Genomic DNA, 25,057 nt, shown 5'->3' with positions numbered 1-25,057 from the left:
CTAACCTCCATCGGCTACCTTGAGGACGCCGTCATCGGAAGCCTCTGTCAACGTGCCGGCAAACTGGCTGTTGTACAGACGAGTGTAAGCGCCGCCGGAGGCGACGAGCTCTTCGTGCGTTCCCTTTTCCACGATCCGGCCGGATTCCAGCACCAGGATCAGATCGGCGTCGCGGATGGTGGAAAGGCGATGGGCGATGACGAAGCTGGTGCGGCCCTCTCGCAACGAGCTCATCGCGCGTTGGATGAGCAGTTCGGTCCGGGTGTCCACGGAGCTTGTGGCCTCGTCGAGGATCAGGATCGCGGGATCGGCGATGAACGCGCGGGCGATGGTGATGAGCTGCCGCTCACCCGCGCTGACGCTCTCGCCCTCGTCGTCGAGCACGGTGTCGTACCCGTCCGGCAGCGTGCTCACGAAGTGGTCGACGTGGGTCGCGCGCGCCGCGTCGATGATCTGGTCCCGCGTCGCACCGTCCCGCCCGTAGGCGATGTTGTCGGCGATGGTTCCGCCGAACAGCCAGGTGTCCTGCAGCACCATGCCGATCCGGGAACGCAGGTCCGCGCGGGTCAGCTCGGTCAGATCGATGCCGTCGAGGGTGATCCGGCCGCCGGACAGCTCGTAGAACCGCATGAGCAGGTTGACCAGCGTGGTCTTTCCCGCGCCGGTCGGCCCGACGATCGCCACCGTCTGCCCGGGCTCGGCGGTCAGCGAGAGGTCCTCGATCAGCGTGCTGTCCGGGTCGTAGCCGAAGCGGACGTGCTCGAACGCCACCCTGCCGCGGACCGTGCCGAGCCGGTGCGGCTCCGCCGGGTCGGGCCGCTGCTCGTCGGCGTCGAGCAGCTCGAAGACCCGCTCGGCCGAAGCCAGGCCGGACTGGATCAGGCCGAGCATGCCCGCCGCCGTGTTCACCGACTGCCCGAGTTGCTGGGAGTACTGGATGAACGCCTGGACGTCACCGAGCGTGAGCGCGCCCGACGAGACCCGCAGCGCGCCGACCACCGCCACGACCAGGTAGTTGAGGCTGCCGAGGAACATCATCGCCGGCCTGCCGAGCCCGGAGACGAACTGCGCCCGGGCGCTCGACCGGTACAGGCCCTGGTTGTACTCCTCGAAGGTCCGGGCGGACTCCTCCTGGTGGCCGAACAACTTGACCAGCACATGCCCGGTGAACATCTCCTCGACGTGCCCGTTCAGCCTGCCCGTGGTGCCCCACTGGTCGAGGAACCAGGGCTTGGACCGCTTGGCCAGCCACTTGGTGGCCAGCACGGTGAACGGCAGCGTCGTCATGGCCACCAGCGCCAGCAGCGGCGAGATCACGAACATCATGATCAGGACGGCGACGAACTGGAGCAGCGAGTTGAGCATCATGCTGAGCGTCTGCTGCAGCGACTGCCCGAGGTTGTCGATGTCGTTGGTCGTCCGGCTGAGCAGGTCGCCGGTGGGCCGCCCGTCGAAGTGGCTCAGCGGGAGCGCCGAGATCTTCGCCTGAACGCGTCGCCGCAGCCGGAACATCGTCCGCTGCACGAAGATCGTCACCAGGTAGGCCTGGAGGATCATCAGCCCGATGGCCCCGGCGAACAGGACGACGGCCCCGAGCAGGGTGCGGCCCAGCGCGCCGGTGTCGAGGGGCTGATGGGCGCGCACGCTGGTGAACACCAGGTCGGTGGCGTGGCCGAGGACACGCGGCCCGAACAGGTAGGCGACGACACTGGCGATCGTCAGCACGACCGAGCCCACCAGGAACGGCAGCTCGGGCCGGGTGACCCCGGCCAGCCGGCGGGCCGTCGCCGCCAGGTCCCTGGTCCGGTCGAGGTTGGGCCCGGCGAGGAAGGCCGCCGGCCCGACCCGGATCCGGGAGCCGGTGGCCTGTGAGGGCGTGGACTTCGGCGTGGGCTGCTTCGGCGTGGTGGACATCAGGCCGCCTCCCGCACCGAGAGCTGGGAGTCGACGATCTCGCGGTAGACGGCGTTGCCCGCCACCAGTTCCTCATGGGAGCCCGTTCCGGCGATCCGGCCCTGTTCCAGAACCACGATCCGGTCGGCGTTCCGGATCGTGCCGACGCGCTGCGCCACGATGAGCACGGTCGCCTCGCTGGTCTCCCGCGCGAGCGCGGCGCGCAGGGCGGCGTCGGTCGCCGCGTCCAGCGCGGAGAACGAGTCGTCGAACAGATAGATCTCCGGTCTGCGGACCAGCGTGCGCGCGATGGCGAGTCGTTGCCGCTGGCCGCCCGACACGTTGGTCCCGCCCTGGGAGATGGGCGACTCCAGGCCTTCCGGCATGCTCGCGACGAAGTCGGCCGCCTGGGCGACCTCCAGCGCGTGCCACAGTTCCCCGTCGGTCGCGTCGGGCCGTCCGTACCGCAGGTTGGAGGCGACGGTGCCGCCGAAGAGATACGACTTCTGCGGCACGTAACCGACGATCTCGCTGAGCCGGTCGGCGGCCAGGTCACGGACGTCCACGCCGTCCACCAGCACCGCCCCCTCCGTGGCGTCGAACAGCCGTGGGATCAAGTGGAGCAGGGTGGTCTTGCCGCTTCCCGTGCCGCCCGTCACCCCGATCACCTCGCCCGGGCGGGCGAGCAGGTCGATGTCGCTCAGCACCGCGTTCGCGGCGCCGGGGTAGCCGAACGCCACGCCGCGCAGCTCCAGGGTGCCAGTGAGCGAGGTGGTGCGGACGCCCGCGACGGCGGGCGGCACACTCGTCCGGGTGGCCAGCACCTCCTCGATCCGCTCCGCGCACACCTCGGCGCGCGGCATCATCAGGAACGTGAAGAGGGCGACCATGGTCGTCATCAGCATCGACTGCACATAGCTCATGAAGGCGGTGAGCTCGCCCACCTGCAGCGAGCCGCCGTCGACCATCCGGCCGCCGAACCACAGCACCGCGACGCTCAGCATGTTGGCCACCAGCAGCGCCATCGGGAAGAACGAGGTCATCAGGAACCCGAGGCGGCGCGAGACGGTCATCACGTCCCGGCTGGTGCGTTCGAAGCGGCGCCGCTCCGGTTCCTCGCGGACGAACGACCGCACCACCCTGATCCCGGTGATCTGCTCGCGCATGATCCGGGTGATGCCGTCCAGATGGCCCTGGAGGCGCCGGAACAGCGGCCGCATCCAGGCGATGGCCGCCCAGCAGGCCAGCACCATGATCGGCAGGACGACCAGCAGGATGACCGAGAGCGCCGGGCTCGACCGCAGCGCCAGTACCGCCGCGCCGACCGCCACCACCGGCGCGCTCAGCATCATGGTGAGCGCCATGAGCACCATCATCTGCACCTGCTGGACGTCGTTGGTGGTCCGGTTGATGAGGGAGGGGGCGCCGAACCGGCCCATCTCGCGGGTGGAGAACTCCTGGATGCGGCCGAAGAGAGCCGACCGCAGGTCCCGGCCGACCGCCATCGCGACCCGCGAGCCGACCCGGACCGCCCCTACCGTGCCGGCGAGCTGGACGATCGCCGCCGCCAGCATCACGCCGCCGATCTCTCCGATCCGGCCGGTGTCGCCCTTGACCAGCCCCTCGTCGACGATGTCGGCGTTGAGCAGCGGCAGCGCGAGCATCCCGAGCCCCGACACCACCTGCATCGGCACGAGCAGCAGCAGCTGCTTCCAATACGGGCGCAGTTGCCTGCGCAAGAGCCGGAGCAACACGAGCGGTCTCCTTGGAGCCGGCGACGACGATGGACCCACGGTGCAAGTTGAACCATGGTTCAAGTCAAGCTCCGAGGACGGCCAGGTGGCCGTCCCCCGACCGGGGGTCACGGTCGCAGAGCACCAGCCGGTCGTACTCGGCCGTCCAGCGCGCGCCGTGCTCGGCCAGAGCGAGCCAGACGCTCGTGCAGTAGTGGCCGGGCCCGACCGGGTGAACGTCGGCGGCGACCTCCAGGGGCTCTTCCAGCCGGGACGCCCATGGCCCGACCACGACCAGCGTGCGCCCCTCCGTGCCCGCGGCCTCGGCCACCTTGTCCCACAGGCCACCGGGCTCCACCGGCGCGGGCACCGCCTCGACCACGCCCGGGCCGGGCGACACGTCGAAGACGAGCAGGACGCCCGAGCCGTGCAGCCGCTGGTCGTGGACCACGGGGTCGCGGCTCGGCACCCGGGCCTGCTCGACCGCGGCCAGCACGAACCGCTCGCACCGGCCGACCCGGGCGAACGCGGCCGCGGTGCGCAGCGCGGTGAACGGGGCGCCCAGCCCCTGCTCGGTCACGGCGAAGCCGATCGCCCGCCCGCCGGTCAGATGGTTCAGGTACGGGGCGACGCTCACCGCCGGGCTGAGGTCCGGCAAGCCGTACGCGAGGAGCACGAGGTCCGGATCCATCGCCGTCTCCGGGGCCTCCCCGACCAGCCGTTCGACGAGGTCGGTGTAGGAGACATGCCCGCCCGGGCGTTGCAGGAGGTCCTCGTCGACCTTGGCGCCGAACGGCTCGACCAGGTCGCCGAAGTACTCGCGTCCCGCCGGGGTGAGCTGGATCGCCTGTTCCGGGACCTCGGCGATCGCGGCGGTACCGTGCAGCCGCAGGCCCCTCATCGGTCACCCCCGACGTGGGTGATGACCATGGCGGCCAGGGTCATGCCGACTCCCACGGTCCAGAACAGCTGATGGCGTCCCGGCTCGAGCCGTTTCTCATCGCGCAGCGTCACGTAGTTGATGAACGGGTCGGCGGCGAGGCAGTGGCTGTATCGGGGGACGTTGTCCATGAAGACCATTCCGGGCCGGAATTCCATGTACTGCGTCATGTCGCCCAGAAAGACGATGTTGGAGTTGGTCGAGATGACGGTCTGGATGTCGGCGAGATCGCACCCTGCCCGCGCCGCCGCCTCCTTCATCACCGAGCCGAACAGCGTGGCGCGGTCCTCGGGGATGCGGTTCGCCACTGCGCCCTGCACGCGCTGCGGCCTGGAGTGCTCGCCGTGCGTGCGGGCGACGAACGAGCGGACGGGGTCGCCCGGGCCGTTCCACGACACCAGGCAGGCCGCCGCACCCTCGGCGAGAAGGCAGGCGTTGTAGATGACCTGGGTGCCGCGGCTGTAGTTCTTCTCCCCCGCCACGATCAGCGCGGTGGCGGACGGGTCGCCGTCGGCCTGCAGGAGCGCCCCGGCGGTGTCGATCGCGCTCAGGCCGCCCGCGCAGCTCTGATGGGTGAGCGCGAACGCCGTGGCGTCCCGAAGGCCCAGCGCGTCCCGGATCTCGCGGGCGGGGTCGACCGTGGACGGCCCGATCTCCTGCGCCGCGTGCACGTAGATCAGGTAGCGGACGGACCGGGGGTCGGCGGCGGCGAGGGCCTCGCGCGCGGCCGGCAGCAGCAGGTCGTAGAGATCCATCTCCGGGTCGATCCGCATCCGGTCCAGCCCCTGGATCCGGCGGAACAGATGGGTCTGCGCCGCGTTGAGCCCCAGCTCCGCGGCCCGTTCCTCGACCGTGACCGTCCGTTCCGGAAAGTGCGACGCGACGGCGTCCAGTGTGAGTGATCCGCTCAGCATCTCAGTCCTTGATCTCGCAGATGACCGTGCCGCTGGAGACGGTCTGGCCGACCTCGGCGGCCAGACCGGTGATCGTTCCGGCCTTGTGGGCGGTGAGGGGCTGCTCCATCTTCATGGCCTCCAGCACGGCGACGGTGTCGCCGGCCGCGACGGCCGTGCCCTCCACCGCGAGGATCTTCACCAACGTGCCCTGCATCGGGCTGACCAACGAGTCCCCGGACGCCCGGGGGTCACCGCCCTTCTTGGCGCCGCGCCGCCGGACGGGCGCGGCTCTCCCGTTCGCGGGCGGCGCCGCGGCAAGAGCGGGGACGAGCACCTCGATGCGCCTGCCCGCCACCTCCACCGTGACCCGCTCCCGCCTGACCTCCTCAGCGGCCTCGGGCGGATCACGCGGCAGGATCCGGTTGTCGAACTCGGTTTCGATCCAGCGGGTGTGGACGGTGAAGGGGGTGTCGTCGGCCGGGGTGAAGGCGGGGTCGTTGAGGACGGCCTGGTGGAAGGGCAGCACGGTGGGCACGCCTTCGACGCGGAATTCCGTCAGGGCGCGGCGGGCGCGTTGGATGGCCTGGTGGCGATCGGCTCCGGTGACGATGAGTTTTGCGATCAGTGAGTCGAACGCCTGGGGCACGGTCTCGCCTTGCGTGTAGCCGGTGTCCAGCCGCACGCCCGGGCCCGTCGGTGGTTGCAGGGTGGTGAGCGTGCCGACCGCGGGCAGGAAGCCGCGGCCGGGCTCTTCGGCGTTGAGGCGGAACTCGATGGAGTGGCCGTGTGGTTCGGGGTCGGTGTAGCCGAGCGGTTCGCCGTCGGCGATCCGGAACATCTCGCGGACCAGGTCGATCCCGGTGACCTCTTCGGTGACCGGGTGCTCGACCTGCAGCCGGGTGTTGACCTCCAGGAACGAGATCGTCCCGTCCTGGCCGACCAGGAACTCGCACGTGCCCGCCCCGACGTACCCGGCCTCCCGCAGGATGGCCTTGGAGGAGGTGCGAAGCAGGTCGACCTGCTCGCCGGCCAGGAACGGCGCCGGAGCCTCCTCGACCAGTTTCTGGTGGCGGCGTTGCAGCGAGCAGTCGCGGGTGGAGACGACCACGACGTTGCCGTGCTGGTCGGCCAGGCACTGGGTCTCCACGTGCCGGGGCTTGTCCAGGTAGCGTTCGACGAAGCACTCGCCTCGGCCGAACGCGGCGACCGCCTCACGGACCGCCGAGTCGTACAGTTCGGGGATCTCCTCCAGGGCACGGGCGACCTTCAGGCCGCGACCGCCGCCGCCGTAGACGGCCTTGATCGCGATCGGCAGGCCGTGCTCGACGGCGAACGCGACGACCTCGTCCGCGCCCGAGACGGGGTCCTTGGTTCCGGCCACCAAGGGCGCGCCGACCTTGGCCGCGATGTGCCGGGCCTTGACCTTGTCACCCAACGCGGTGATCGCGGCGGGCGGCGGCCCGATCCAGGTGAACCCCGCGTCCCCGACCGCGGCGGCGAAGTCGGCGTTCTCGGCCAGGAACCCGTAACCGGGGTGCACCGCGTCCGCACCCGCCTCGGCCGCGACCTTCAACAGCTTGTCGATGTCCAGGTAGCTGTCGGCGGCGGACGCACCGCCCAGCGCATACGCCTCGTCGGCGACCCGAACGTGCAACGCGTCCAGATCGGGATCGGCGTACACCGCGACACTCGCCAAACCCGCATCGCGACAGGCGCGAGCAATACGAACCGCGATCTCACCACGGTTGGCGATCAGAATCTTGCGCACGCGGCCTCCGGAAATTCGCCCGATAAGGACACTTGTCGGGAGATACTTGATGCTCTCTTCGGCACACCTCGGCACACAAGAGCGCCAGCTCTAAGATTGCGCTAATTGCACTAAATGGGCTTTATGGAGCGCACGGCCATCGTCGCCCGGCCGACCTCCATCACGGGCCGGTCCGCCACGGTGGTCGCCCCGGCGAAGATGAGCGTGTCGGCCACGTCCCGGATAAGCCGGACGTGGTGCGTCAGCACGTCGCCCGGCCGCACCCGGCCGACCAGCCGCACGTCCGAGACGCCCCCCAGGAGCGGCACCCGGCCCGCCTCGCGGCCAGCGCCGCCCGCCAGCACACCGGCCGCCTGGCACCATGATTCGACCAGCAGGACGGCCGGGTAGTCGTGCGCGAGATCGCCCGCCCCGTCCGGCAGCGCGGCATACCACGGTTCGTTGCAGGTCACCGCCTTGAGCGCGGTCAGCCGCTCGCCGGGCACGACCTCGGTCACACGATCGACCAGCAGCATGGGATAGCGATGCGGCAGCAGTCCCTTGAGCCCGTCCGCGCCGATCACGTCGCGTCCTCCCGCACGAATCGGAGCCTCACCCTCGCGGTGACGCCGCGTTCCGTCGAGACCGTGGCCGAGCAGCGCCGGTCCGGCCCCTCGTCCGACCAGGTCCACTCGATCGTGAGCCGGTCGGCGGGCAGCACCGGCCGCAGGAACCGGCTCGACTCGATGTCCGCCAGCCGCCAGCCCGGCGGTGCGGTGGCCAGCCGCACGTACTCCACGACGCAGACGCCCGGCAGAATCGGCTGCCCGGGATAGTGCCCGGCGAACACGGTCTCCGCCGGGTCGACGGCGACGCTCGCCCGTGTCTCCCCTGCCACGGGCACCGCCACGACCGGGCTCGCCACGTCCGGCGTCACCGCCGCTCCCCCAATCGCAGCAGCGCCGCGGCGACCGTGCCGCTCGGCGGATCGACCGAGGTGATCACCGCGGTCCGGCCGGCCGCCTCAGGGGTCCGCTCGGCCAGGCCCAGCACGGCGCCGAGCTGGAACGCGGCCGAGGCGGCATGGGTCTCCCCGATGAACTCCGGCAGCGGGGTGAGGCGGGTCTCCGCGGGCGCGGCCTCGTCGAGCGCCGCCTGCTCGGCCTTCCCTGCCGGCCCTGCGGCGCCCGAGGCACAGGCGATCCAGACGTCCGCGCCGCTCGGGCTCAGGACCGTCCGCACCGAGCGGTCGACGGCGGCGCCCCACTCCCCGTCCAGGCAGATCCGGAAGTCCAGCGCGAGCACCTCGGCCAGCACCGGGCCGCCGTCCGCGGGCGGCAGGCCGACCGCGAACATCGCGCAGCCCTCGCCCAGCACCGTGCCCTCGACGCCGTCTTCGCCGTGGGACTCCAGCCACGAACGCGCGTGGCTGTAGTCCTCGGCAGCGCCGCACACCACGGTCCGCGCCCGTCTGGCGCGCAGCAGCCGCCGCGCGTAGCCGAGGGCCGCCAGGCCGGTCGGCCTGCCGGCGGCGATCGTGGCGTTGGGGCCGTGGTAGCCGTGCCAGATCGCGCACTGGCCCGCGGCACCGTTCATGACGCCGTACGGGATGGCGGCGGGGTCGATGAGATAGGGCAGCGGCGCCGTCAGCCCGGTCCGGGTGATGTCCATCATCGTCTGGGCGCTGCCCGTGGTCGTGCCGAGCACCAGCGCGGTCGTCGCGTCGCCGGGCCGCTCCGCGTGCAGGTCGCGCACGGTGGCGACGGCGAGCCCGGCCAGCCGGTCCATGCCGCGGGTGCCCTTCTTGCCGAGCACCGCGCGCGTCTCGAAGCCGGGCACCAGCCCCGCGCGCTCGTCCGGGGTGTCCCAGCTGTCCCGGTCGAGCACACCGACGGCCGTCCGCCCTTCGGCGACCCCCTCGGTGAAGGCCGCTCGGCCCCGCCCGTACGGGGAGAAGGCCGACCAGGCCGTGATGACCGGCCGGAGGGCGCCACCGCGTGCCGAGTCGTTCATGAGCCCTGCCCCTTGTATTTGCCGAAGAGCACCACGCAGTTGTTGCCCGCGAAGGCCAGCCCGTTGCTCTGCACGACCTCCAGGTCCGCCGGCACGAAGCGATTGGGGACGCAGTCGATGTCGCACTCCGGATCGGTCTGGCGATGGTTGATGGTCGGCGGGACGAAGCCGTGCGTGAGGGCGAGCGAGCAGGCCGCCGCCGCCAGCGCGCTGGCGGCGCCCATGGTGTGGCCGAGCATCGACTTGAGAGAGACCGTGCGTGGCGGGCGGCCGCCGAACACCTCGTGGACGGCGCGGCATTCGGTGACGTCGTTGGCCTTCGTGCCGGTGCCGTGCGCCGAGATGAGATCGACCTGTTCGGGGCGCACGTCCGCGTCCTTGAGGGCGAGTTCCATGCAGCGGGCGATGCTGTCCTGGTCCGGCGCGACGGGGTGATACGCGTCGCAGTTGAGGCCGTAGCCGAGCACCTCGGCGTAGATCCTCGCTCCCCTTCGCCGTGCGGACTCCAGGGTCTCCAGCACCAGGACGGCGCCGCCCTCGCCGGTGATGATGCCCTCCCGGTCCTTGTCGAACGGGCGGCAGACGTCGGGCGCGATCGTGCCCAGCCGGTAGAACGCGGTGAACGTCTTCCGGCAGACGGCGTCGGCGCCGCCGCACAGGGCCAGGTCGGCCTCGCCGAGCCTGAGCGCGTCGAGGCCGGAGCCGATCGCGTAGTTCCCCGCCGAGCACGCTGTGGTGAGCGTCCTCGCGTCCACGTCGGACATGCCGAGTTCGGCCGCGATGGCCGCGGACAGCCGGCCCGCAGGGACGGCCGCCGCGGTCTTGGGGATCCACGACCGCGGCTCTTCCGCGAGCCGTGTCGCCCGTGGAGGGACGGCCCCCCGCGCCCCCCGCTGCGGCTCCGCCTCGAGAAGGTGCTCGGTGAGCAGGTCCAGCTCGCGGGACTCGCCGTCGGTCGTGCCCACGCAGATGTGCGCCCGGCGGCCGGCCAGCTCCGGGTCGGTGAGGCCGGCGTCCGCGACCGCCATCCGGGCGGCCGCCACCGAGAACCGGGCGGCCCGGCCGAGCGTCTCCACCGGCGTGCGGCGAATCCACTCGGCGGGCTTGAAGCCGTGCACCTCACCGCCGTTGACATGCTCGAACCCGGTGGTGTCGAACGAGGTGATCGGCGAAATGCCACTGCGGCCCTCCCGCAGGCCCCGGGTGAACTCCTCCGCGCCCGTCCCGATGCTCGAGATGACCCCGATCCCGGTGACGACCACGCGTACCGCGGCTTCAGACATGTGGCTCCCCATCGGCGCTACGCGGACATGGAGTTGAGGCACGCGAGCAGCGTGCGGGCCTGGACATTGAGGTAGTGACCGTGCCGGACCAGCAGATTGAGCTGGCCGTGCGTGACCCAGCGGTAGTTGGGCGGGGGTGCGAACGGCTCGTCGACGTCGATCACCAGGTACCGGTTGTCGGCGTTCAGGAACCGGCCGCCCTCCTCCGACTGCACCGCCGAGTAGCGGACGCGCGCCGGATCCGCCGTCAGCACCTGGTCCAGGAACGCGGGCCGGTCCGCGGTGTCCGCGTGCTGGCCCGGCGTGCACTGGACGGTGGGACCGATCTCCACCGAGTCGGCGAACCCACCCTCGGATCGGGCGTGCGCGAGGACGTGCGGGACTCCCTCGATCCGGCAGGAGAGGAACGCGATGACCCCTGGCTCGACGGGCTCCAGCAGCGGCTGGGTCCAGCCGGCGACCTCGCGGCTGCTCGCCTGGACGCCGACGCCGACGATGCGGAAGTAGCGGCCCGTCTCGTGCCGGATGACCGAGTCGGTGCGCACCCAGCCCGGCACGTCCGCGAGCGGCATGCAGGAGGAGCGCACGTCGTACCGGCTGCGCACGCCGGTGAACCAGGAGAGCACGTCGGCGTCGGCGTGCAGAGCGCCGGCCTCGGCCCGGTCGAACGGCAGGCAGGAGAGCACCGACCTCAGGTCCATCGAGACGATGGTGTCGCGGCGCAGCAGCGCCCCGATCTGCCCAAGGGTCAGCCAGCGGAAGTCCTCGTGCGGTGGGACCTCGCCGGTCACCTCCACGATCACGTTGCGGTTGACCTTGCGGAAGAACCACGAGCCCTGCTCGGACTGCAGCACGTCCGCGAGCACCCGGCCACGCTCGGGCCCGTTGAAGTACTCGAGGTAACCGACCGCGGTGCCCTCGTGGACCCGGTTGTAGTTGCTCCACGTGGCCTGCACGGTCGGCGACAGCTGGAGCAGGTTGGAGTTACCGGGCTCCATCTTGGCCTGCAGCAGGACGTGCGGGACTCCGTCGAACTCCTTGACCAGCAGCCCGAGGATGCCGATCTCGGGCTGGTTGAGGATCGGCTGCGCCCACTCGCGGTCCGGCACGACGCCGGTCGTGTCGTTCACCCGGGCCCGGAGCCCTTCGACGGAGAAGAACCGCCCGCTGCGATGGCGCAGGTCTCCGGTGGCCGCGTCGAACGACCAGCCGTCGAGCTCGGCGAAGGGGATCCGGTCCACCTTGAAGTCGTGGGTCGCGACGCGTTCGGCCATCCAGCCGAACACGCCCTCGGTGGTCAGGTCCGCGCCCTCGGTGACCGCGGCGGCGGACCGGGCGAGCCGGGCGGCCAGCCCGGATTCGGCGCGCGGCCGGAGCGGGGAGACGGTCGGGGTGCTCATCGGTTCCACTCCTCCATCGACGAGAGAGACCCCCGGAAACGCAGAGGAGGCGCGAACGCGTCGCGCCTCCTCTGGGTCCCCTGTGACAGGGGACGGCGAGACCGAGCGGGGGCCGTGAGGTCGGTCTCGTGCGGGGCCGGCTGTCAGGCCGGGTAGGGCATCTTCTCCTTGGCGTCCGCGAGCACCCGCGCCCACCAGTGCAACTGGACCAGGAGCCTCTTGGCCGCGTCGCGGCAGATCTCGGGCTCTTTGGGCCCATTGCCCTGCTCGTCCCAGTGTTCCCAGGCGTTGGTGAAGCTGACGGTCTCGCGCACGGTCACCGCGTGCAGCTCGGCGAACACCCCGCGCAGGTGCTCGGTGGCGCGCAGGCCGCCGGAGACGCCGCCGTACGAGACGAACCCGACCGGCTTGGCCGCCCACTCGGTGAGGTGCCAGTCGATCACGTTCTTGAGCGCGGCCGGGTAGCTGTGGTTGTACTCGGGTGTGACGACGACGTAGGCGTCCGCCCTGGCCACCCGCTCTGTCAGCGGTTCCTGGACGGCCTTCACCTCGGGCGGGAGCTCCTCACCGAACGCCGGCATCGACAGCGGCAGGTCGACGTCCGCGAGATCGAGCAGATCGACCTCGAACTCACCGAATTCCTTCGTCTCCGCGGCGAACCAATTGCCGACGGTCGGGGCCAGGCGCCCACCCCGCACGCTTCCGACAATCACCAGGAGACGCAGTTTCTTTTCGGCCATGACGGTCCTTTCGGATGATATTCGAATGCGTCTGTGATCTCGAGGCTAAAAGTTGAACCGAGGTTGAGGTCAAGCCTCCGGGCCGGCATTCGTGCGACGCTCCGAGCCGTCCCCGTTCGCTTACTTCGCCTGCCGTTCGCCGAGCTGGGACTGCGCGGCCCGCCGGTAGACGCCGTTCTCCGCCATCAGTTCGTCGTGCGTGCCGATCCCGGCGATGCGGCCCCTGTCGAGCACCACGATCCGGTCGGCATGCCGGATCGTGCCGATTCGCCGGGCCGCGATGATGACCGTCGCATCCTCGGTCTCGGCGGCGAGCGCGGCGCGCAGGGCCGCGTCGGTGATGTGGTCGAGCGAGGCGAACACGTCGTCGAAGAGGTAGATCTCCGGCCGCTGGACCAGCGCGCGGGCGATGGCCAGCCGCTGGCGATGGCCGTCGGGCAGGCCTGCGCCGCCCTCCGGGATCTCCGTCTCCAGGCCCTGCAGCAGACCCGCCACGAAACCCGTGCCCTGCGCGATGTCCAGCGCGTGCCAGAGCTCGGCGTCGGTCGCATCGAGCCGCCCGTACCGCAGGTTGGCTCCGATCGTCCCGCCGAACAGAAAGGCCTTCTGCGGCACGTAGCCGACGATCTCGGCGAGGCGGCCTGGGGCCAGGTCCCGCACGTTCACGCCGTTGATGAGCACCTGCCCCTCGCGGGCGTCGAACAGGCGCCGGATGAGCTGGAGCAGGGTGCTCTTGCCGCTGCCGGCGGCGCCGGTCACCGCGACGATCTCGCCCGGCCCGGCCACCAGGTCGATGTTCTGGAGAACGGGCAGGCCCGTGCCCGAACACCTGAACTCCACGCCGCGCAGCTCGACCAGGCCCTGCGGCGGCACCACGCCGGGCCCGGCACCGGGTTCGAGGCCGGGTTCAGAGCCGGGCCCGGCACCGGGTTCAGGGCCGGGCCCGGCACCGGGTTCAGGGCCCGGTGCGCGGCCGGGTTCGTCGTTGTGGATCTCCTGGACGCGCTCGGCACGGGCGGCGGCGCGCCGAGTCTTCGGGACCGCGATCACGCTGAGCGCGATCGCGACCAGGCCGAGGCCGAGCACCGCCACCGCGGTGCGGGTGTCCTGCAAGAGCCGGAGCAACACGGGGTCTCCAAGGTCCGTCTCGGGCGACAAACCTCACCGTGCGACTTGAACCGAGGTTGAAGTCAAGGCGTTGAGTCAAGGCATTGGACTCGGTTCCGTGCTTCACCGTCACCTCGCGCCCTCGGCGTACTCCTTCGCGTAGCCGAGGGTGGCGGTGCTGTTTCCGCTGAGCGCCTTCCGCACGAACGCCTTGGCCTCCGCGACACCCGCCCCGGCGCCGAGGACCGTCGCGATGTTGGCCGAGTCGATGACGACGGTGTGCTCGGCGGTGACGGTCACGCCGTCGCCTTCCGGCCGGATCAACCAGTAGCCGGTGTGCAGGCTGAGCAGCGCGGGCAGCCCGATCTGCTTGTAGACGATCCGCTCATGCGGGAAGCACACCCGGATCGACTTGGTGGTGTGCGTCGAGCCGTCCTTGGTCCGGGTGTCCATCTCCAGGATCTGGACGCCGGGCTCGTCCTCGGTGAGCTCGACCCTGGCCACGTGCGCCAGCCGTTTCTCCCAGAGCTGCGCCTCGTTCAGGAAGTCGTAGACGTCCTCAGCCGAACCGTCCACCCGGAGTGTGTCCTCGAACGACAGCAGCAGGTCCGCCTCGGCGGCGATGGCCGCCTCGACGTTGGTCTTGAGGGCGGCCAGCTCGGACCGGCTGTTGCGGTCCACCGCCTCGTCGATCCAGGCCAGCCCGGCGGGATCGTCGTCGATCGCGCGGTAGTCGTGCAGCAGCCGGATGCGGCTGCGGCCCTCGCCCGCGGGTTCGATCATCCAGGTGCCGCCCATCGAGGCCACCGGCGGGGTGCTCTTCTCCTGGCGGAAGGTGATGCACAGCCCATCGGGATCGAGGCTGCGGCGCGACGTCCAGGTCTTGGGCTCGCCGTTGGCGGTGGCCCAGATCTGGATTCGCTCCGCGCGGTCGCCGCGTTCCAGGTGGGCGACATGGACGGTCGGCGGAAAGATCCGCGGCCAGTTCGCCACCTCGGCGATGAGCCGGTAGACGTCCGCCGCCGGGGCGTCCACGGTGATCTCGTGCTCGACCTCGCGCGTCGTCATCATCTGCTCCCTTAGAAGTTGCCGAGGCCGCCGCAGACGTTGAGCGCCTGGGCGGTGATCGAGGCCGCGGTGTCGGTGACCAGGTATCCGACCAGCCCGGCCACCTCCTCCGGGGTGGAGTAGCGGCCGAGCGGGATCTTGGCGGAGAACTTCGCCATGACGGCGTCCTCCGTGGTGTCCCACGCGGCGGCGTAGCCCTGCCGGACCCTTTCGGCCATCGGGGTCTCGACATAGCCGGGGCACACCGCGTTCACCGTGATGCCGGTCGGGGCGAGCTCGTTGCCCAGCGCCTTGGTGAACCCGACCACACCGTGCTTGGACGCCGAGTACGGGGCGCCGAGCACGACGCCCTGCTTGCCCGCCGTGGACGCGATGTTGACGATGCGGCCGCGGTCCCCGGCCCGCATGCCACCCGCGTTCAGCACCTCGCGGGTCATCCGGAAGACGCTGTTGAGGTTGGTGTCGATGACGTCGAACCACAGGTCGTCGGAGATGTCCGCGGTCACCCCGCCGCCGCTGCGGCCGACGTTGTTGACCAGCACGTCCACCGGGCCGAAGCGGTCCACGGCCGCCCGGACGAGCCGGGCGATCTCGGCGGCGTCGCGGACGTCGCACGCGGCCCCGTCGACCTCGAGTCCCTCGTCGGTGAGCCGTTTGGCGACGGTGGTCACGTTCTCGGCGCTTCGGGCACAGATGAAGACGCGGTGGCCCTGCGCCGCCAGGGTCCGGGTGACGGCGAGGCCGATCCCGCTGGTCGCCCCGGTGACGATGGCGTGCGGATGCGATGTGGTGGGCATGTCGGCTCCTCGGGTCGCTCAGGCCGCACCGGCGGCGGGAAGGGTGGCGTTGACGACCGCGAGCAGCGCCCGCGGCGTCCGGGCGTCGACGAGTGCCGATTCCTCCAGCCGGATGCCGTGCTCGCGTTCGATGCGGCCGGAGGCCTCCAGCAGGGCGAGCGAGTCGTAGCCCAGTTCCTCGAAGCCGACATCGAGGATGTCGCCGTCGAGCCCGGCCACCTCGCCGGCGGCCTGTACCAGCACGCGCCGGAGGTCGGGCAGGGTGAACTCCTGGTCAGCCATGGATCGATCCCTCTTTCGTGTGTTCCGATATCAGGCACGCAGCACGATCGCGGAGTTGAAGCCGCCGTGGCCGCGGGCCAGCACCAGCGCGGCCCGCAGGCGGGCCGGGCGGGCGGCGCCGGCCACCAGGTCGAGCTCGTACTCGGCGGCCGGGGTCACGTTCACCGTGGGCGGGATGACCTGGTCGCGCAGCGCGAGCAGGGCGGCCGCCAGATCGAGCGGGCCCGCCCCGGAGTAGAGGCGGCCGGTCATCGTCTTGGGCGCGGTGACCGGCACCCCGCCCGGGCCGAAGACCGCGCCGATCGCCGCGGCCTCGATCCGGTCGAGCTCGGGCACCGCGGCCGCGTCGGCGAAGACGACATCGATGTCGGCGGGGGCCAGCCCGGCGTCGGCGAGCGCCAGTTCGATCGCGCGGCGCAGCCCGGGTGGCCGCCCGCTGCCCGGCTTGGGGTCGAACGTGGCGGCGCAGCCCGCGATCTCGCCGTAGCGGGGGGCGCCCCGTTCGGCGGCGGACGCGGAGTCCTCGACGACGAGGATCGCGCCGCCCTCGCCCGCGACATGCCCGCGGGCCGCCCGGTCGAAGGGCTGGTAGGCGCGGTCGGGGACGTCGCCGCGGCTCAGCCGCCCGGAGGCGAGCTGCGCCACCCAGCCCCACGGGCACACCGAGCCGTCGACGCCGCCGGTGAGCATCAGCCCGGTTCCCTTGCGGATCTGCCGCCTGGCCTGGGCGACGGCGTCCAGCCCGCCCGCCTGGTCGCTGACGACGACGCTGGACGGGCCGCGCATGCCGTTGCGGATGGAGATCTGGCCGGTGTTGACGGCGTAGAACCAGGCGAACGACTGGTAGCCGCTGACGTGCCGGCTCCCCTTGCTCCACAGGTTCTGCAGCTCGCGCTGGCCGAACTCGAACCCGCCCGACGACGCGGCCGTGGCCACACCCATCCCGTACTCGGGCAGATCCGCCGGGGCGGCCCCGGCGTCCTGGAGCGCCCAGTCCGCCGCGACCAGGGCCAGCCGGGTCATGTGGTCGGTCTGCGGGAGCAGCCGGCTCGGCAGGTGGTCCTCGGCGACGAACCCGGGCACCTCTCCGGCGAGCCGGGCCGGGTAACCGGCCGCGTCGAACCGTTTGACGGGCGCGATCCCGCTCGTGCCGGCGCGCGTCGACGTCCAGAACGCCGCCGTGCCGAGACCGTTGGGCGCCGTCACACCGATTCCCGTGACGACCGCGCGGCGCCCCTGCGGCTCGCTCACGTCGCGTCGACCCGTTCGGGATCGGCCAGCACCATCGCGCTCTGGAACCCGCCGAAACCGCTGCCGACCGTCAGCACCACGTCGGTGCGCTGCTCGCGGGCTGCGAGCGGCACGTAGTCCAGGTCGCACTCGGGGTCGGGCGTGTGCAGGTTGGCGGTCGGCGGTACCACGTCCTGGTCGATCGCCAGCAGCGACGCGGCGATCTCCAGCGAGCCGATGGCGCCCAGCGAATGGCCGATCATCGACTTGATCGAGCTGACCGGGGTCCGGTAGGCGTGGGCGCCCAGGCCGCGCTTGAACGCGGCGGTCTCGTGCCGGTCGTTCTGCCTGGTGCCCGAGCCGTGCGCATTGACGTAGTCCACGCTCCCACCGGGCAGCCGCGCCTCCGCCAAGGCACCGCCGATCGCCTCGGCCATCTCCCGGCCGTCCGGCCTGAGACCGGTCATGTGGTAGGCGTTGCAGCGCGTCGCGTACCCCGCGATCTCGGCGTAGATCCGGGCCCCGCGCCGCCTCGCGCTCTCCAGCTCCTCCAGCACGAACATGGCCGCGCCCTCACCGAGCACGAAGCCGTCGCGCGTCCCGTCGAACGGCCGTGAGGCCGTCTCGGGGTCGTCGTTGCGCGGGCTGGTCGCCTTGATCGCGTCGAAGCAGGCGAGCGTGATCGGCGAGATCGGGGCGTCGGCCGCCCCGGCGATCATCACGTCGGCGGTGCCCTCCCGGACCAGCTCCGCCGCGTACCCCACCGAGTCCAGCCCGGAGGTGCAGCCGGTGGACACCACGGCGGCGGGTCCCTCGGCGCCGACCGCCCACGCCACGTCCGCGGCGAACGAACTGGGCACCAGATAGTTGTAGAGGTGCGGGACGACGTAGTCGGGATCGACGTTCCAGAGCCGGCCGTCGTCGCTGACGACGCGGTACTCCTCCTCGAGCCCCATGGTGGCGCCGACCGCGCTGCCGACCGTGACGCCGGTGCGGGTCAGGTCCTCCTCGCCGAACTCGATCCCGCTGTCGGCGACCGCCTCGCGCGTGGCGACCACGGCGAACTGCGCGGCCCGGTCCATCCGCCGGATCTCCTGCGGGGTCAGGCCGTGCGCGGCGGGCTCGAAGTCGCACTCGGCCGCGATCCGGGAGCGGAACGGCGAAGGGTCGAAGAAGGTGATGCCGCGGGTCGCGGTGCGCCCCTCGGTGAGCAGGCTCCAGTAGTTCTTCACGCCCAGGCCGCCCGGGGCGAGCACCCCGATCCCGGTGACGACGACGCGCCGGATCACCGCGGATCCCACCGGTAGAAGCGGGCCGCCATGGCGTCCGACGGCGTGCGCCAGTTCGGGTCGTACGGCGTGATGAACGGCCGGAGGTCCTCGCTGATCCGCTTGAACAGCGGGTGCGCCTTGGCCTCCTCGATGGCGTCGCCGCCGCTCTCGGAGTCGAAGTCCTGCAGGTGGAAGTACAGGCCCTGGTATTTGAACAGCTGCCGGCGCCGGGTTCCCATCAGGTGCGGCATGTCCGTCCGGTCGAACTCGGCGAAGAGCCGCGCGACGTCGGCGCTGTCGTCACCGGCCATCTTGGCGACGATCAGGGTGCTGTGCATGGGCTGGGTCCTCTTCTCGGTCACGGGCTCCTCCTTCACCGGCTCGGCCGCCGGCCCCACACGGAGAACAGCAGGGTGGTGACGTCCCGCCCCTCCGGCCGGTCCATCGCGCCGACGAACTCGCCGATCTCCGCGGCGGTGAGCAGCCCGTTGTCGATCAGCGGCTGCCCCTGGAGCTCCATCCGGGCCCGCATCAGGGCGTTCTCCGTCTCGCCCGTGCCCGGGCCGAGCGGCCGCACTTTCGTCTCCACGTCGGTCAGCCCGGCCGTGGGCAGGAGGTGCGGCAGGCGCCGCCCCACCCGGGGGTCGGCGCCGCCGAGCTCGAACGCCCTGGTGTACGCGCCGACCACGGCCCGTCCGTTCTCGGTCGGGCTGTCGGCGGCGGGCATGAAGTAGAAGTCCTCGGCGAGCAGCCAGCCGCCGGGCCGCAGCCAGCTCACCGCGCGGGCGATCAGCTCGTCCGCGTCGGGGACGAGCGACAGCACGGCCCGGATGAGGATGAAGTCGAGCGACGCCGGCTTGTCGGGCCCCTTGACGGTGATGTCGGCCTCCTCGACGATCAGGTTCGGCGCCCGGCCGTGGTCGAGCAGGCTGGTGTCGGTGTCGACCGCGATGACCGAGCCCTGCGGGACCCGTTCGGCCAGCCAGTAGGACATCGACCCGCCGCCGGCGCCCACGTCGAGGCAGTGCCAGGTCGGTTCGAGCGGTAGCCCCTGGATGATCCGGGTCGTCAGCCAGTCGTAGTTGCGCTCCCACAGCGGGGCGATGATCGCCTCGCTGGTGTCGGCGGCGCGGGTCTCGGTCTCCGTCAACGCCCTGCCCCTTCCTGGTCGGTGTCGTGGTCTCGCTCGAGGACGATCGCGCCGCTGGGACAGCAGTCGGCGACGTCCTGCGCGGTCGCGATGCGGGCGAGGTCGGCGAGCCGCCGCTCGTTCAGGACGGCCAGCCCGTCGTCGGCGAGGGTGAAGAGCTCGGGCGACATCGCCTCGCAGAGGCCGCTGCCGACGCACAGCTCGCGGTCGATCCGCAGCCGCGCCCTCATCGCGCCGGGGTGGGGACGACCGGAAGCCGCTCGATGCGGCGCATCGCCCAGTTGTCGATGTAGCGGATCTCGTCACGCGGGAGGGCGGGCTCCAGCCCCGGGAACCTCCGGAGCAGTGCCGGGACGGCGATCTCTCCCTCCAGGCGGGCGAGCGCCGCACCGAGGCAGTTGTGCAGGCCATGGCCGAGACCGAGGTGGCGGACGCCGGTCCGGGTGATGTCCAGGCGGTCCGGATCGTCGAACCGGCGCGGGTCGCGGTTGGCGGCGAGGATCGCCGCGATCACCGGGGCTCCGGCGGGCAGCTTGGTCCCGTTCAGCTCCAGGTCCTCGGTCGCCAGCCGGAAGAGGGCGGTGCTCAGCGCGCCCTCGTACCTCAGCAGCTCCTCGACGGCCCCCGGCGCGAGGTCGGGCCGGGAGCGCAGCAGCGCCGCCTGGTCGGGGTGGTCGAGCAGCGCCAGCACGGCGTTCCCGACGAACGCGCGGATCGTGTCGCTGCCCGCCAGGATCATGGCCGCGACCATCGCGACGAGCTCGTCCCGCGACAGCCGGTCGCCCGCCTCCCCGGCCTGGACGAGGTCGGAGACGAGGTCGTCCGCGGGCGCGGCGCGCTTCTCGGTGACGAGCTGCTCCGCGTAGGCGCAGATCTGGGCCATGCCCTCGGGAACGTGCTCCATGAGCGCCGGATCGGACGGGAAGACCTTGGCCAGCGTCTCGACCAGCTCCTCGTGCCGCTCGATGCGGAAGCCGAGGATCTCGCCCATCACCCCGGCCGACACCACGCCGCCGAAGTCCTCCATCACGTCGAAGCGCCCGAGCTCCTGGCAGCGGTCGAGGGCCGCGGTCACGGTCTGCGCGACGATCCCGCGCCACTCCTCGATGCGGCGCGGGGTGAACGCGCGCATGGCGAGGCGGCGGAGGCGGGTGTGGTCGGGCGGGTCGACGACCGTGACCGCCTTCTCCAGCACGCTGCCTGCGCCGGCCACCAGCCCGGCCGCCTTGAACTCCTCGCTCCCCCACGTGCCGCCCTGGGAGCTGAAGCGCGAATCGCCGAGCACGGTGCGCACGTCGGCGTAGCGCGTCACGATCCACATGCGCACGTCGCCCGCCGGGAACCGGAACTCGTGCACCGGGGAGTTCTCCCTGAGCCACGCGAACGTGGGATACGGGTTCTGGTAGTAGTCCGGACTCAGCAGCGCTGCCGAGTGTCCTGATTCGCCCATCGCAGGCCTCCAGTACGGGGTGTTGCCAGGCATTCCTCGAGGAACGCGAGGGCCCGCAGGTGATAGGTGCGCGCGGCCACACCGAGGCTGAGGTTGTGCCCGGCGTTGGCCAGCCGGTCGACGACGACCAGCGGTGCGGTCTTCAGGCCGGCGGCCAGCTCCCTGAGGGACTCCTCGTCGTGGTGCCACCAGCGTTCGTGCTCGGCGAAGGTGACCCGGATCGGCACCCGCACGCGGGCGGCGAAGTCCGGGTAGCGGTCCGGCCAGTCCCAGGCCTCCGCGGTCTCCCAGGCCGGCACGTCGGCGGTGATCGGGCCGGCGGACCGGAAGGTCCCCGGCGGGTAGAGGCTCAGCGGCCCCCAGTGCATCGCCCAGGTTTCCCGTTCCTTGAACCTGGCGACGTGGCGCTCGTCCACCGCGTACCGGTGGCCGACGCCCGAGACGTCGATCCCGAGGAGGGTGTCGCCCCGGGTCTCGTCGGCGGCGGTGACGAGCGCGAGCTTGCCGCCGTAGGAGTGCCCGAGGAGGAAGATCCCCGCACCGGTCGGGTGGTGGGCGGCGAAGTCGGCGAGCGCCGCGTGCACGGTGGCCGCCTGCTCGACGAGCGGCTGCCCGTCGGGGAGAACCTCGGCCGAGGCGCCGTAGCCGGGCCGGTCGAGCGCCAGCACCGAGAATCCGAGGCGTGCGCCGAGGCGCAGCAGCGACTGCCCCGGGTCGGCCCGGCCGTCGAAGTAGCCGGCGCGCAGGCCCGCCCCGTGCAGCGCCGCGATGACCGCGCGAGGCGGCGCGCCGCCCGGCGGCTCCGCCAGCAGCGCCGAGATCGGGACGCCCGCGGCGTCCAGCACGATCCCGGTCATGTCACGCAGCAGACGAGGTACTCGGGCGGCGCCACCTCCAGGCGGGCGATCTCCTCCTGGCCTTCGGCGATCCGCGGGTCGGCCATCCACGCCCGGTAGGCCGCCTCATCCACCCACATCGGGTAGTTGACGAACGTCCGTCCGTCCGGGCTGAGATAGGGCGTCGCCGAGATGAAGCCGGGGAAGCCGCGTTTCCACTCGCCGCTGCCCGCGAGCAGCCGCAGCACCGCGTCGGCGGAGTCGCGGCCCGCGAAGTGCCGGGTCGCGACCGCCACGATCCCCGGTTCCCGCCCGGCCTCGGGGCCGGTCAGCCCGGGGACGGAGGTGCCCTGGAACGTCGTCGTCGAGAGCACGCCCGCGTGGTCGGCCAGCTTGCCCGTGGTGTGGCTGGACGCGGCGTCCGGCCGCACTGTGCGGATCACGACGGCCATGTCGTCCAGCGCGGTGTGGACCCGGGCCGTGACGGAGTCGAGGAGCCCCTTGGCCGCCTCGACCAGGGCGCCCGTCGTCGCGGGACCGTCGGTGCGGAAGATCTCGAACGTGACGTGCTCGGCGCCCTCGGTGTGCTCAGCGGAAGGCATCCGCGCGCTCCCTCGCCCAGTCGCGGAACGTGCGGGCGGGCTTGCCGGTGACCTCTCGTACGACGTCCGACCCGACCTCGGGCTCGCCGGTCAGCTGCTTGAAGTAGTCGAGGGCGCCGTCGGCGTAGTCGGGCGGCCAGCCCGCGGCGACCATCTGCTCGCGGGCGGCGTCGGCGTGGACGTCCTCCCACGTCAGCTCGCGGCCGATCTCCTCCCCGATGATGTGCAGCTGCTCCTCCTGGGTGAGGAGTTCGGGGCCGGTGACCAGGTAGCGCTTCCCCGCGTGGCCGTCACTGGTGAGGGCCCGCACGCCGACCGCCGCGAGGTCGCCCTCGTGGACGGACGTGCGGGCCGCCGCGCCGTACGGGAAGTGGACGACGCCGCCGTTGCGGACCTGGGGCGCGAATCCGAGGGCGTTCGCCATGAACCCGGTGGTGCGCAGGAACGTCCACTCCAGGTCGCTGGTGTGGTCCTCGATCAGCCCTTCGAGGTAGGCGTGGCAGTTGTTGTCGCGCGGTTCGAGGCCGATGTGGACGCCGACCGACGAGACCAGGACGAGCCTGCTCGCCTGCTTCTCGATCTTCTGGAGGACGTCCAGCGCGGTCTCCGTGCCGAGCGTGAAGAACGGCCACATCCAGAAGACGCCCTTGATCCCGTCGAGCGCGGCGTCGATCGAGCCGGGGTCGCCGAGGTCGCCCTCGACCAGCTCCACGCCCGCGGGCAGCCGTCCGATGTTCGGGTCGTCCTTCACCACCAGCGCGCGGACCGAGACGCCCGCCTCCAGCAGGTGCCGGGCGGCGTGCGGGCCGACGTTGCCGGTCGCCGCCGTGATCAGGACCTTGCAGGGCACACTCATGGGATTCTCCTTTGCGGCTTCGGTGTCTGCTTCCGGGGCGGCCTGAGGGGCGGCCTCAGCCGAGCAGCGTGCCGCCGGTGGCGTCGATGAAGGCGCCCGTCACCCAGCGGGCGTCGGCGGAGGCGAGGAACGCGACCACATCCGCGACGTCGGCGGGCTCGCCGACGCGGTTGAACGCCGACAGCGCCCCCATCTGCTCGACGGCCTGGGGGATGTCGAAGACCGGGTCGCCGTTGCGGGTGATGCCGGGTGCGACGCTGTTGATCGTGATGCCGCGCGGCGCGAGGATCTTGGCGAAGTGCAGCGCGAGCTGCTCCACGGCGCCCTTGGTCATCGCGTAGGCGATCTCGTCCGGGTTGGCGAAGCGGGTGAGGCCGGACGAGATGTTGATGACGCGGCCGCCCGCGGTGAGGTTGGAGACCGCGCGCTGGATGATGAAGAACGGAGCCTTGGCGTTGACCGCGAAGAGCTCGTCGAACTTCTCGGGGGTGGTCTCCTCAGGGGCGGTGCCGCCCATCACGCCGGCGTTGTTGACGAGGATGTCCAGATCGACCGAGCCGGTGCGCTCCTTGAGGCCGTGTTCGAGTTCGAGGAAGAGCTGGTGCACATCACCCGGCTTGCCGAACTCGGCCTGAACGGTGAAGGCCCGGCCGCCGTCCGCCTCGATCGCGGCGACGACCTCGTCGGCCGCCTCCCGGCCTCCCGAGTAGTGCACCGCGACCAGCGCGCCCTCGCTCGCGAGCCGGGTCGCGATCTGCCGTCCGATCCCGCGGCTGGCCCCGGTGACCAGGGCCGTCTTGCCGGTGAACCTGTCCATGTCCGCACTCCGTTTCGGGGTTGATCGCCGGGTCGTTCGCGGGGTTTCCGGGATTCGCGGGGTCCTCGGCGTTTCCGGGGTGAAGGTGGGTGTCGGGGGTCCGAACCACCGTTCGAGCGCCGCCGCGAGGCTCGTGCCGTCGTCGGTGCCGGTGGCGGCCCACGCTGCGTAACCATCCGGGCGGACGAGGCAACCGCCCTCCGCCGGGGACACGGCGGTGACCGTGCTGACCCGGTCGGCCCAGCGGGCGGCGACGCGGCGCAGCTCGCCGGACGGGTCGAGCAGCAGGCCGCGGCCCGTCCGAAGCGGAGCGGGGTCGGCGGGCACGAGGCGGCTTCCCCGACGCGGGTTCGTCTCGTCCGGGATGTCGTAGCGGATGTCGAGGCCGGAGATCGTCCCCGCGAGGTGGCGGCGGACCGGCTCATGGTCGATCAGCTCGGCGAACACCGCCCGCACCGCCTCCACCTCGGGGCCTCCGAGCAGGAGCAGCGCCTGGGCCCTGATGCCGGCCAGCACCCGCGCGCCGACCGCGTGCCGTTCGTCGTGGTAACCGTCCAGCAGAGCGGCAGGCGCCCTGCCCCGAGCGACCAGAGCAAGCTTCCAGCCCAGGTTGAAGGCATCCTGCAGGCCGAGGTTGAGGGCCTGGCCGCCCGCGGGCATCTGGACGTGGGCCGCGTCGCCGGCGAACAGCACCCGGCCGTGCCGGTAGCGCGCCAGTTGCCGGGACGCGTCGCCGAAGGCGTCCACCCACAGCGGCGTACCGTCGCCGATGTCCTCGCCGGTGACACGCCGCCAGATGCCGGTGATCTCGTCGAACGTGGGAGCGCCCGGCCGCGCGACGGCCGCGCGGCCGAACTCGTGGGCCATCACCCGGGTGACGCCGTCGCCGCGCCGGGCCGCGATGGCCAGGCCCGCCGGCAGCCGCTGGAAGCGGCGGTCCGGGATC

The 25,057-nt window shown here is 71.8% G+C and carries 25 protein-coding genes; all 25 read right to left on the bottom strand.

Annotated elements, in window-relative coordinates; translation table 11 throughout:
- Entirely contained in the window at window positions 1-1,914 is a 1,914-nt protein-coding gene (locus ABZ914_RS09260; protein ID WP_500192536.1) for an ABC transporter ATP-binding protein, read from the bottom strand.
- Complete coding sequence (locus ABZ914_RS09255) at window positions 1,914-3,647, bottom strand: ABC transporter ATP-binding protein (RefSeq protein WP_500192535.1); 1,734 nt, start codon at window positions 3,645-3,647, stop codon at window positions 1,914-1,916. The genes ABZ914_RS09260 and ABZ914_RS09255 overlap by 1 nt, the downstream gene beginning before the upstream one ends.
- 64 nt (window positions 3,648-3,711) lie before the next feature.
- Entirely contained in the window at window positions 3,712-4,527 is an 816-nt protein-coding gene (locus ABZ914_RS09250; RefSeq protein ID WP_500192533.1) for a hypothetical protein, read from the bottom strand.
- Entirely contained in the window at window positions 4,524-5,480 is a 957-nt protein-coding gene (locus tag ABZ914_RS09245; RefSeq protein WP_190853632.1) for a 3-oxoacyl-[acyl-carrier-protein] synthase III C-terminal domain-containing protein, read from the bottom strand. Before ABZ914_RS09245 ends, ABZ914_RS09250 begins: the two co-directional genes overlap by 4 nt.
- Before the next feature lies 1 nt (window position 5,481).
- Window positions 5,482-7,230: an acetyl/propionyl/methylcrotonyl-CoA carboxylase subunit alpha gene (locus ABZ914_RS09240; RefSeq protein ID WP_500192532.1), complete on the bottom strand. Its 1,749-nt coding sequence runs from the start codon at window positions 7,228-7,230 to the stop codon at window positions 5,482-5,484.
- 110 nt (window positions 7,231-7,340) lie between these two features.
- The gene (locus tag ABZ914_RS09235; RefSeq protein ID WP_500192531.1) at window positions 7,341-7,793 is read right to left on the bottom strand and encodes a 3-hydroxyacyl-ACP dehydratase FabZ family protein; all 453 of its coding nucleotides are present in this window, start codon (window positions 7,791-7,793) and stop codon (window positions 7,341-7,343) included.
- Window positions 7,790-8,146, bottom strand: a complete 357-nt coding sequence (locus ABZ914_RS09230) for an ApeI family dehydratase (RefSeq protein WP_500192530.1) — start codon at window positions 8,144-8,146, stop codon at window positions 7,790-7,792. Before ABZ914_RS09230 ends, ABZ914_RS09235 begins: the two co-directional genes overlap by 4 nt.
- Complete coding sequence (locus ABZ914_RS09225) at window positions 8,143-9,222, bottom strand: beta-ketoacyl synthase N-terminal-like domain-containing protein (RefSeq protein ID WP_500192529.1); 1,080 nt, start codon at window positions 9,220-9,222, stop codon at window positions 8,143-8,145. Before ABZ914_RS09225 ends, ABZ914_RS09230 begins: the two co-directional genes overlap by 4 nt.
- Window positions 9,219-10,505, bottom strand: coding sequence for a beta-ketoacyl-[acyl-carrier-protein] synthase family protein (locus ABZ914_RS09220; protein ID WP_500192528.1), 1,287 nt, complete (start codon window positions 10,503-10,505; stop codon window positions 9,219-9,221). Before ABZ914_RS09220 ends, ABZ914_RS09225 begins: the two co-directional genes overlap by 4 nt.
- Before the next feature lie 17 nt (window positions 10,506-10,522).
- Window positions 10,523-11,905 (bottom strand): NDP-hexose 2,3-dehydratase family protein, encoded by a 1,383-nt coding sequence (locus ABZ914_RS09215; protein WP_500192527.1) that lies wholly within the window; start codon window positions 11,903-11,905, stop codon window positions 10,523-10,525.
- A gap of 143 nt (window positions 11,906-12,048) precedes the next feature.
- The gene (locus ABZ914_RS09210; RefSeq protein ID WP_500192526.1) at window positions 12,049-12,645 is read right to left on the bottom strand and encodes an NADPH-dependent FMN reductase; all 597 of its coding nucleotides are present in this window, start codon (window positions 12,643-12,645) and stop codon (window positions 12,049-12,051) included.
- Window positions 12,646-12,765: 120 nt separating this feature from the next.
- A complete protein-coding gene (locus tag ABZ914_RS09205; protein ID WP_500192525.1) occupies window positions 12,766-13,773 on the bottom strand; it encodes an ABC transporter ATP-binding protein in 1,008 nt (335 codons plus the stop codon).
- 108 nt (window positions 13,774-13,881) lie between these two features.
- On the bottom strand, window positions 13,882-14,823 hold the full coding sequence (locus ABZ914_RS09200) for an aromatase/cyclase (protein WP_500192524.1): 942 nt from the start codon (window positions 14,821-14,823) through the stop codon (window positions 13,882-13,884).
- A gap of 8 nt (window positions 14,824-14,831) precedes the next feature.
- Window positions 14,832-15,617 carry a 3-oxoacyl-ACP reductase FabG gene (fabG, locus tag ABZ914_RS09195; protein ID WP_500192523.1) on the bottom strand — a complete coding sequence of 262 codons (786 nt, stop codon included), beginning with the start codon at window positions 15,615-15,617 and terminating at the stop codon, window positions 14,832-14,834.
- A gap of 18 nt (window positions 15,618-15,635) precedes the next feature.
- Window positions 15,636-15,899, bottom strand: a complete 264-nt coding sequence (locus ABZ914_RS09190) for an acyl carrier protein (protein WP_500192522.1) — start codon at window positions 15,897-15,899, stop codon at window positions 15,636-15,638.
- Window positions 15,900-15,929: 30 nt separating this feature from the next.
- Complete coding sequence (locus ABZ914_RS09185) at window positions 15,930-17,150, bottom strand: ketosynthase chain-length factor (protein WP_500192521.1); 1,221 nt, start codon at window positions 17,148-17,150, stop codon at window positions 15,930-15,932.
- Window positions 17,147-18,418 carry a beta-ketoacyl-[acyl-carrier-protein] synthase family protein gene (locus tag ABZ914_RS09180; RefSeq protein ID WP_500192520.1) on the bottom strand — a complete coding sequence of 424 codons (1,272 nt, stop codon included), beginning with the start codon at window positions 18,416-18,418 and terminating at the stop codon, window positions 17,147-17,149. Before ABZ914_RS09180 ends, ABZ914_RS09185 begins: the two co-directional genes overlap by 4 nt.
- Complete coding sequence (locus ABZ914_RS09175; protein WP_500192519.1) at window positions 18,415-18,762, bottom strand: TcmI family type II polyketide cyclase; 348 nt, start codon at window positions 18,760-18,762, stop codon at window positions 18,415-18,417. Before ABZ914_RS09175 ends, ABZ914_RS09180 begins: the two co-directional genes overlap by 4 nt.
- 11 nt (window positions 18,763-18,773) lie before the next feature.
- On the bottom strand, window positions 18,774-19,550 hold the full coding sequence (locus ABZ914_RS09170) for a class I SAM-dependent methyltransferase (RefSeq protein WP_500192518.1): 777 nt from the start codon (window positions 19,548-19,550) through the stop codon (window positions 18,774-18,776).
- Complete coding sequence (locus ABZ914_RS09165; RefSeq protein WP_500192517.1) at window positions 19,547-19,780, bottom strand: ferredoxin; 234 nt, start codon at window positions 19,778-19,780, stop codon at window positions 19,547-19,549. Before ABZ914_RS09165 ends, ABZ914_RS09170 begins: the two co-directional genes overlap by 4 nt.
- Complete coding sequence (locus ABZ914_RS09160; RefSeq protein WP_500192516.1) at window positions 19,777-21,000, bottom strand: cytochrome P450 family protein; 1,224 nt, start codon at window positions 20,998-21,000, stop codon at window positions 19,777-19,779. The genes ABZ914_RS09165 and ABZ914_RS09160 overlap by 4 nt, the downstream gene beginning before the upstream one ends.
- Window positions 20,967-21,857 (bottom strand): alpha/beta hydrolase family protein, encoded by an 891-nt coding sequence (locus tag ABZ914_RS09155; protein WP_500192515.1) that lies wholly within the window; start codon window positions 21,855-21,857, stop codon window positions 20,967-20,969. Before ABZ914_RS09155 ends, ABZ914_RS09160 begins: the two co-directional genes overlap by 34 nt.
- Window positions 21,854-22,438 carry an antibiotic biosynthesis monooxygenase gene (locus ABZ914_RS09150; protein ID WP_500192514.1) on the bottom strand — a complete coding sequence of 195 codons (585 nt, stop codon included), beginning with the start codon at window positions 22,436-22,438 and terminating at the stop codon, window positions 21,854-21,856. Before ABZ914_RS09150 ends, ABZ914_RS09155 begins: the two co-directional genes overlap by 4 nt.
- Complete coding sequence (locus tag ABZ914_RS09145) at window positions 22,425-23,294, bottom strand: NAD(P)H-binding protein (protein WP_500192513.1); 870 nt, start codon at window positions 23,292-23,294, stop codon at window positions 22,425-22,427. Before ABZ914_RS09145 ends, ABZ914_RS09150 begins: the two co-directional genes overlap by 14 nt.
- 55 nt (window positions 23,295-23,349) lie before the next feature.
- The coding region (locus tag ABZ914_RS09140) for an SDR family oxidoreductase (protein ID WP_500192512.1) at window positions 23,350-25,057 on the bottom strand (1,708 nt) is incomplete at its 5' end.

Origin of the sequence: Spirillospora sp. NPDC046719, from assembly GCF_040645715.1 — a bacterium.
In the GTDB taxonomy this organism is placed as follows: Bacteria; Actinomycetota; Actinomycetes; order Streptosporangiales; family Streptosporangiaceae; genus Spirillospora.
Note: the sequence above shows the minus strand (reverse complement) of the source record. Positions and strands in the feature narration are given on the sequence as shown.

Bases quoted from the DNA above. Each gene is read 5' to 3' on its own strand.
- ABZ914_RS09260 (WP_500192536.1), bottom strand. From the start codon at position 1,914: ATGTCCACCACGCCGAAGCAGCCCACGCCGAAGTCCACGCCCTCACAG.
- ABZ914_RS09250 (WP_500192533.1), bottom strand. From the start codon at position 4,527: ATGAGGGGCCTGCGGCTGCACGGTACCGCCGCGATCGCCGAGGTCCCG.
- ABZ914_RS09245 (WP_190853632.1), bottom strand. From the start codon at position 5,480: ATGCTGAGCGGATCACTCACACTGGACGCCGTCGCGTCGCACTTTCCG.
- ABZ914_RS09225 (WP_500192529.1), bottom strand. From the start codon at position 9,222: ATGAACGACTCGGCACGCGGTGGCGCCCTCCGGCCGGTCATCACGGCC.
- ABZ914_RS09220 (WP_500192528.1), bottom strand. From the start codon at position 10,505: ATGTCTGAAGCCGCGGTACGCGTGGTCGTCACCGGGATCGGGGTCATC.
- ABZ914_RS09215 (WP_500192527.1), bottom strand. From the start codon at position 11,905: ATGAGCACCCCGACCGTCTCCCCGCTCCGGCCGCGCGCCGAATCCGGG.
- ABZ914_RS09210 (WP_500192526.1), bottom strand. From the start codon at position 12,645: ATGGCCGAAAAGAAACTGCGTCTCCTGGTGATTGTCGGAAGCGTGCGG.
- ABZ914_RS09200 (WP_500192524.1), bottom strand. From the start codon at position 14,823: ATGATGACGACGCGCGAGGTCGAGCACGAGATCACCGTGGACGCCCCG.
- fabG (WP_500192523.1), bottom strand. From the start codon at position 15,617: ATGCCCACCACATCGCATCCGCACGCCATCGTCACCGGGGCGACCAGC.
- ABZ914_RS09190 (WP_500192522.1), bottom strand. From the start codon at position 15,899: ATGGCTGACCAGGAGTTCACCCTGCCCGACCTCCGGCGCGTGCTGGTA.
- ABZ914_RS09165 (WP_500192517.1), bottom strand. From the start codon at position 19,780: ATGAGGGCGCGGCTGCGGATCGACCGCGAGCTGTGCGTCGGCAGCGGC.
- ABZ914_RS09160 (WP_500192516.1), bottom strand. From the start codon at position 21,000: ATGGGCGAATCAGGACACTCGGCAGCGCTGCTGAGTCCGGACTACTAC.
- ABZ914_RS09155 (WP_500192515.1), bottom strand. From the start codon at position 21,857: ATGACCGGGATCGTGCTGGACGCCGCGGGCGTCCCGATCTCGGCGCTG.
- ABZ914_RS09150 (WP_500192514.1), bottom strand. From the start codon at position 22,438: ATGCCTTCCGCTGAGCACACCGAGGGCGCCGAGCACGTCACGTTCGAG.
- ABZ914_RS09145 (WP_500192513.1), bottom strand. From the start codon at position 23,294: ATGAGTGTGCCCTGCAAGGTCCTGATCACGGCGGCGACCGGCAACGTC.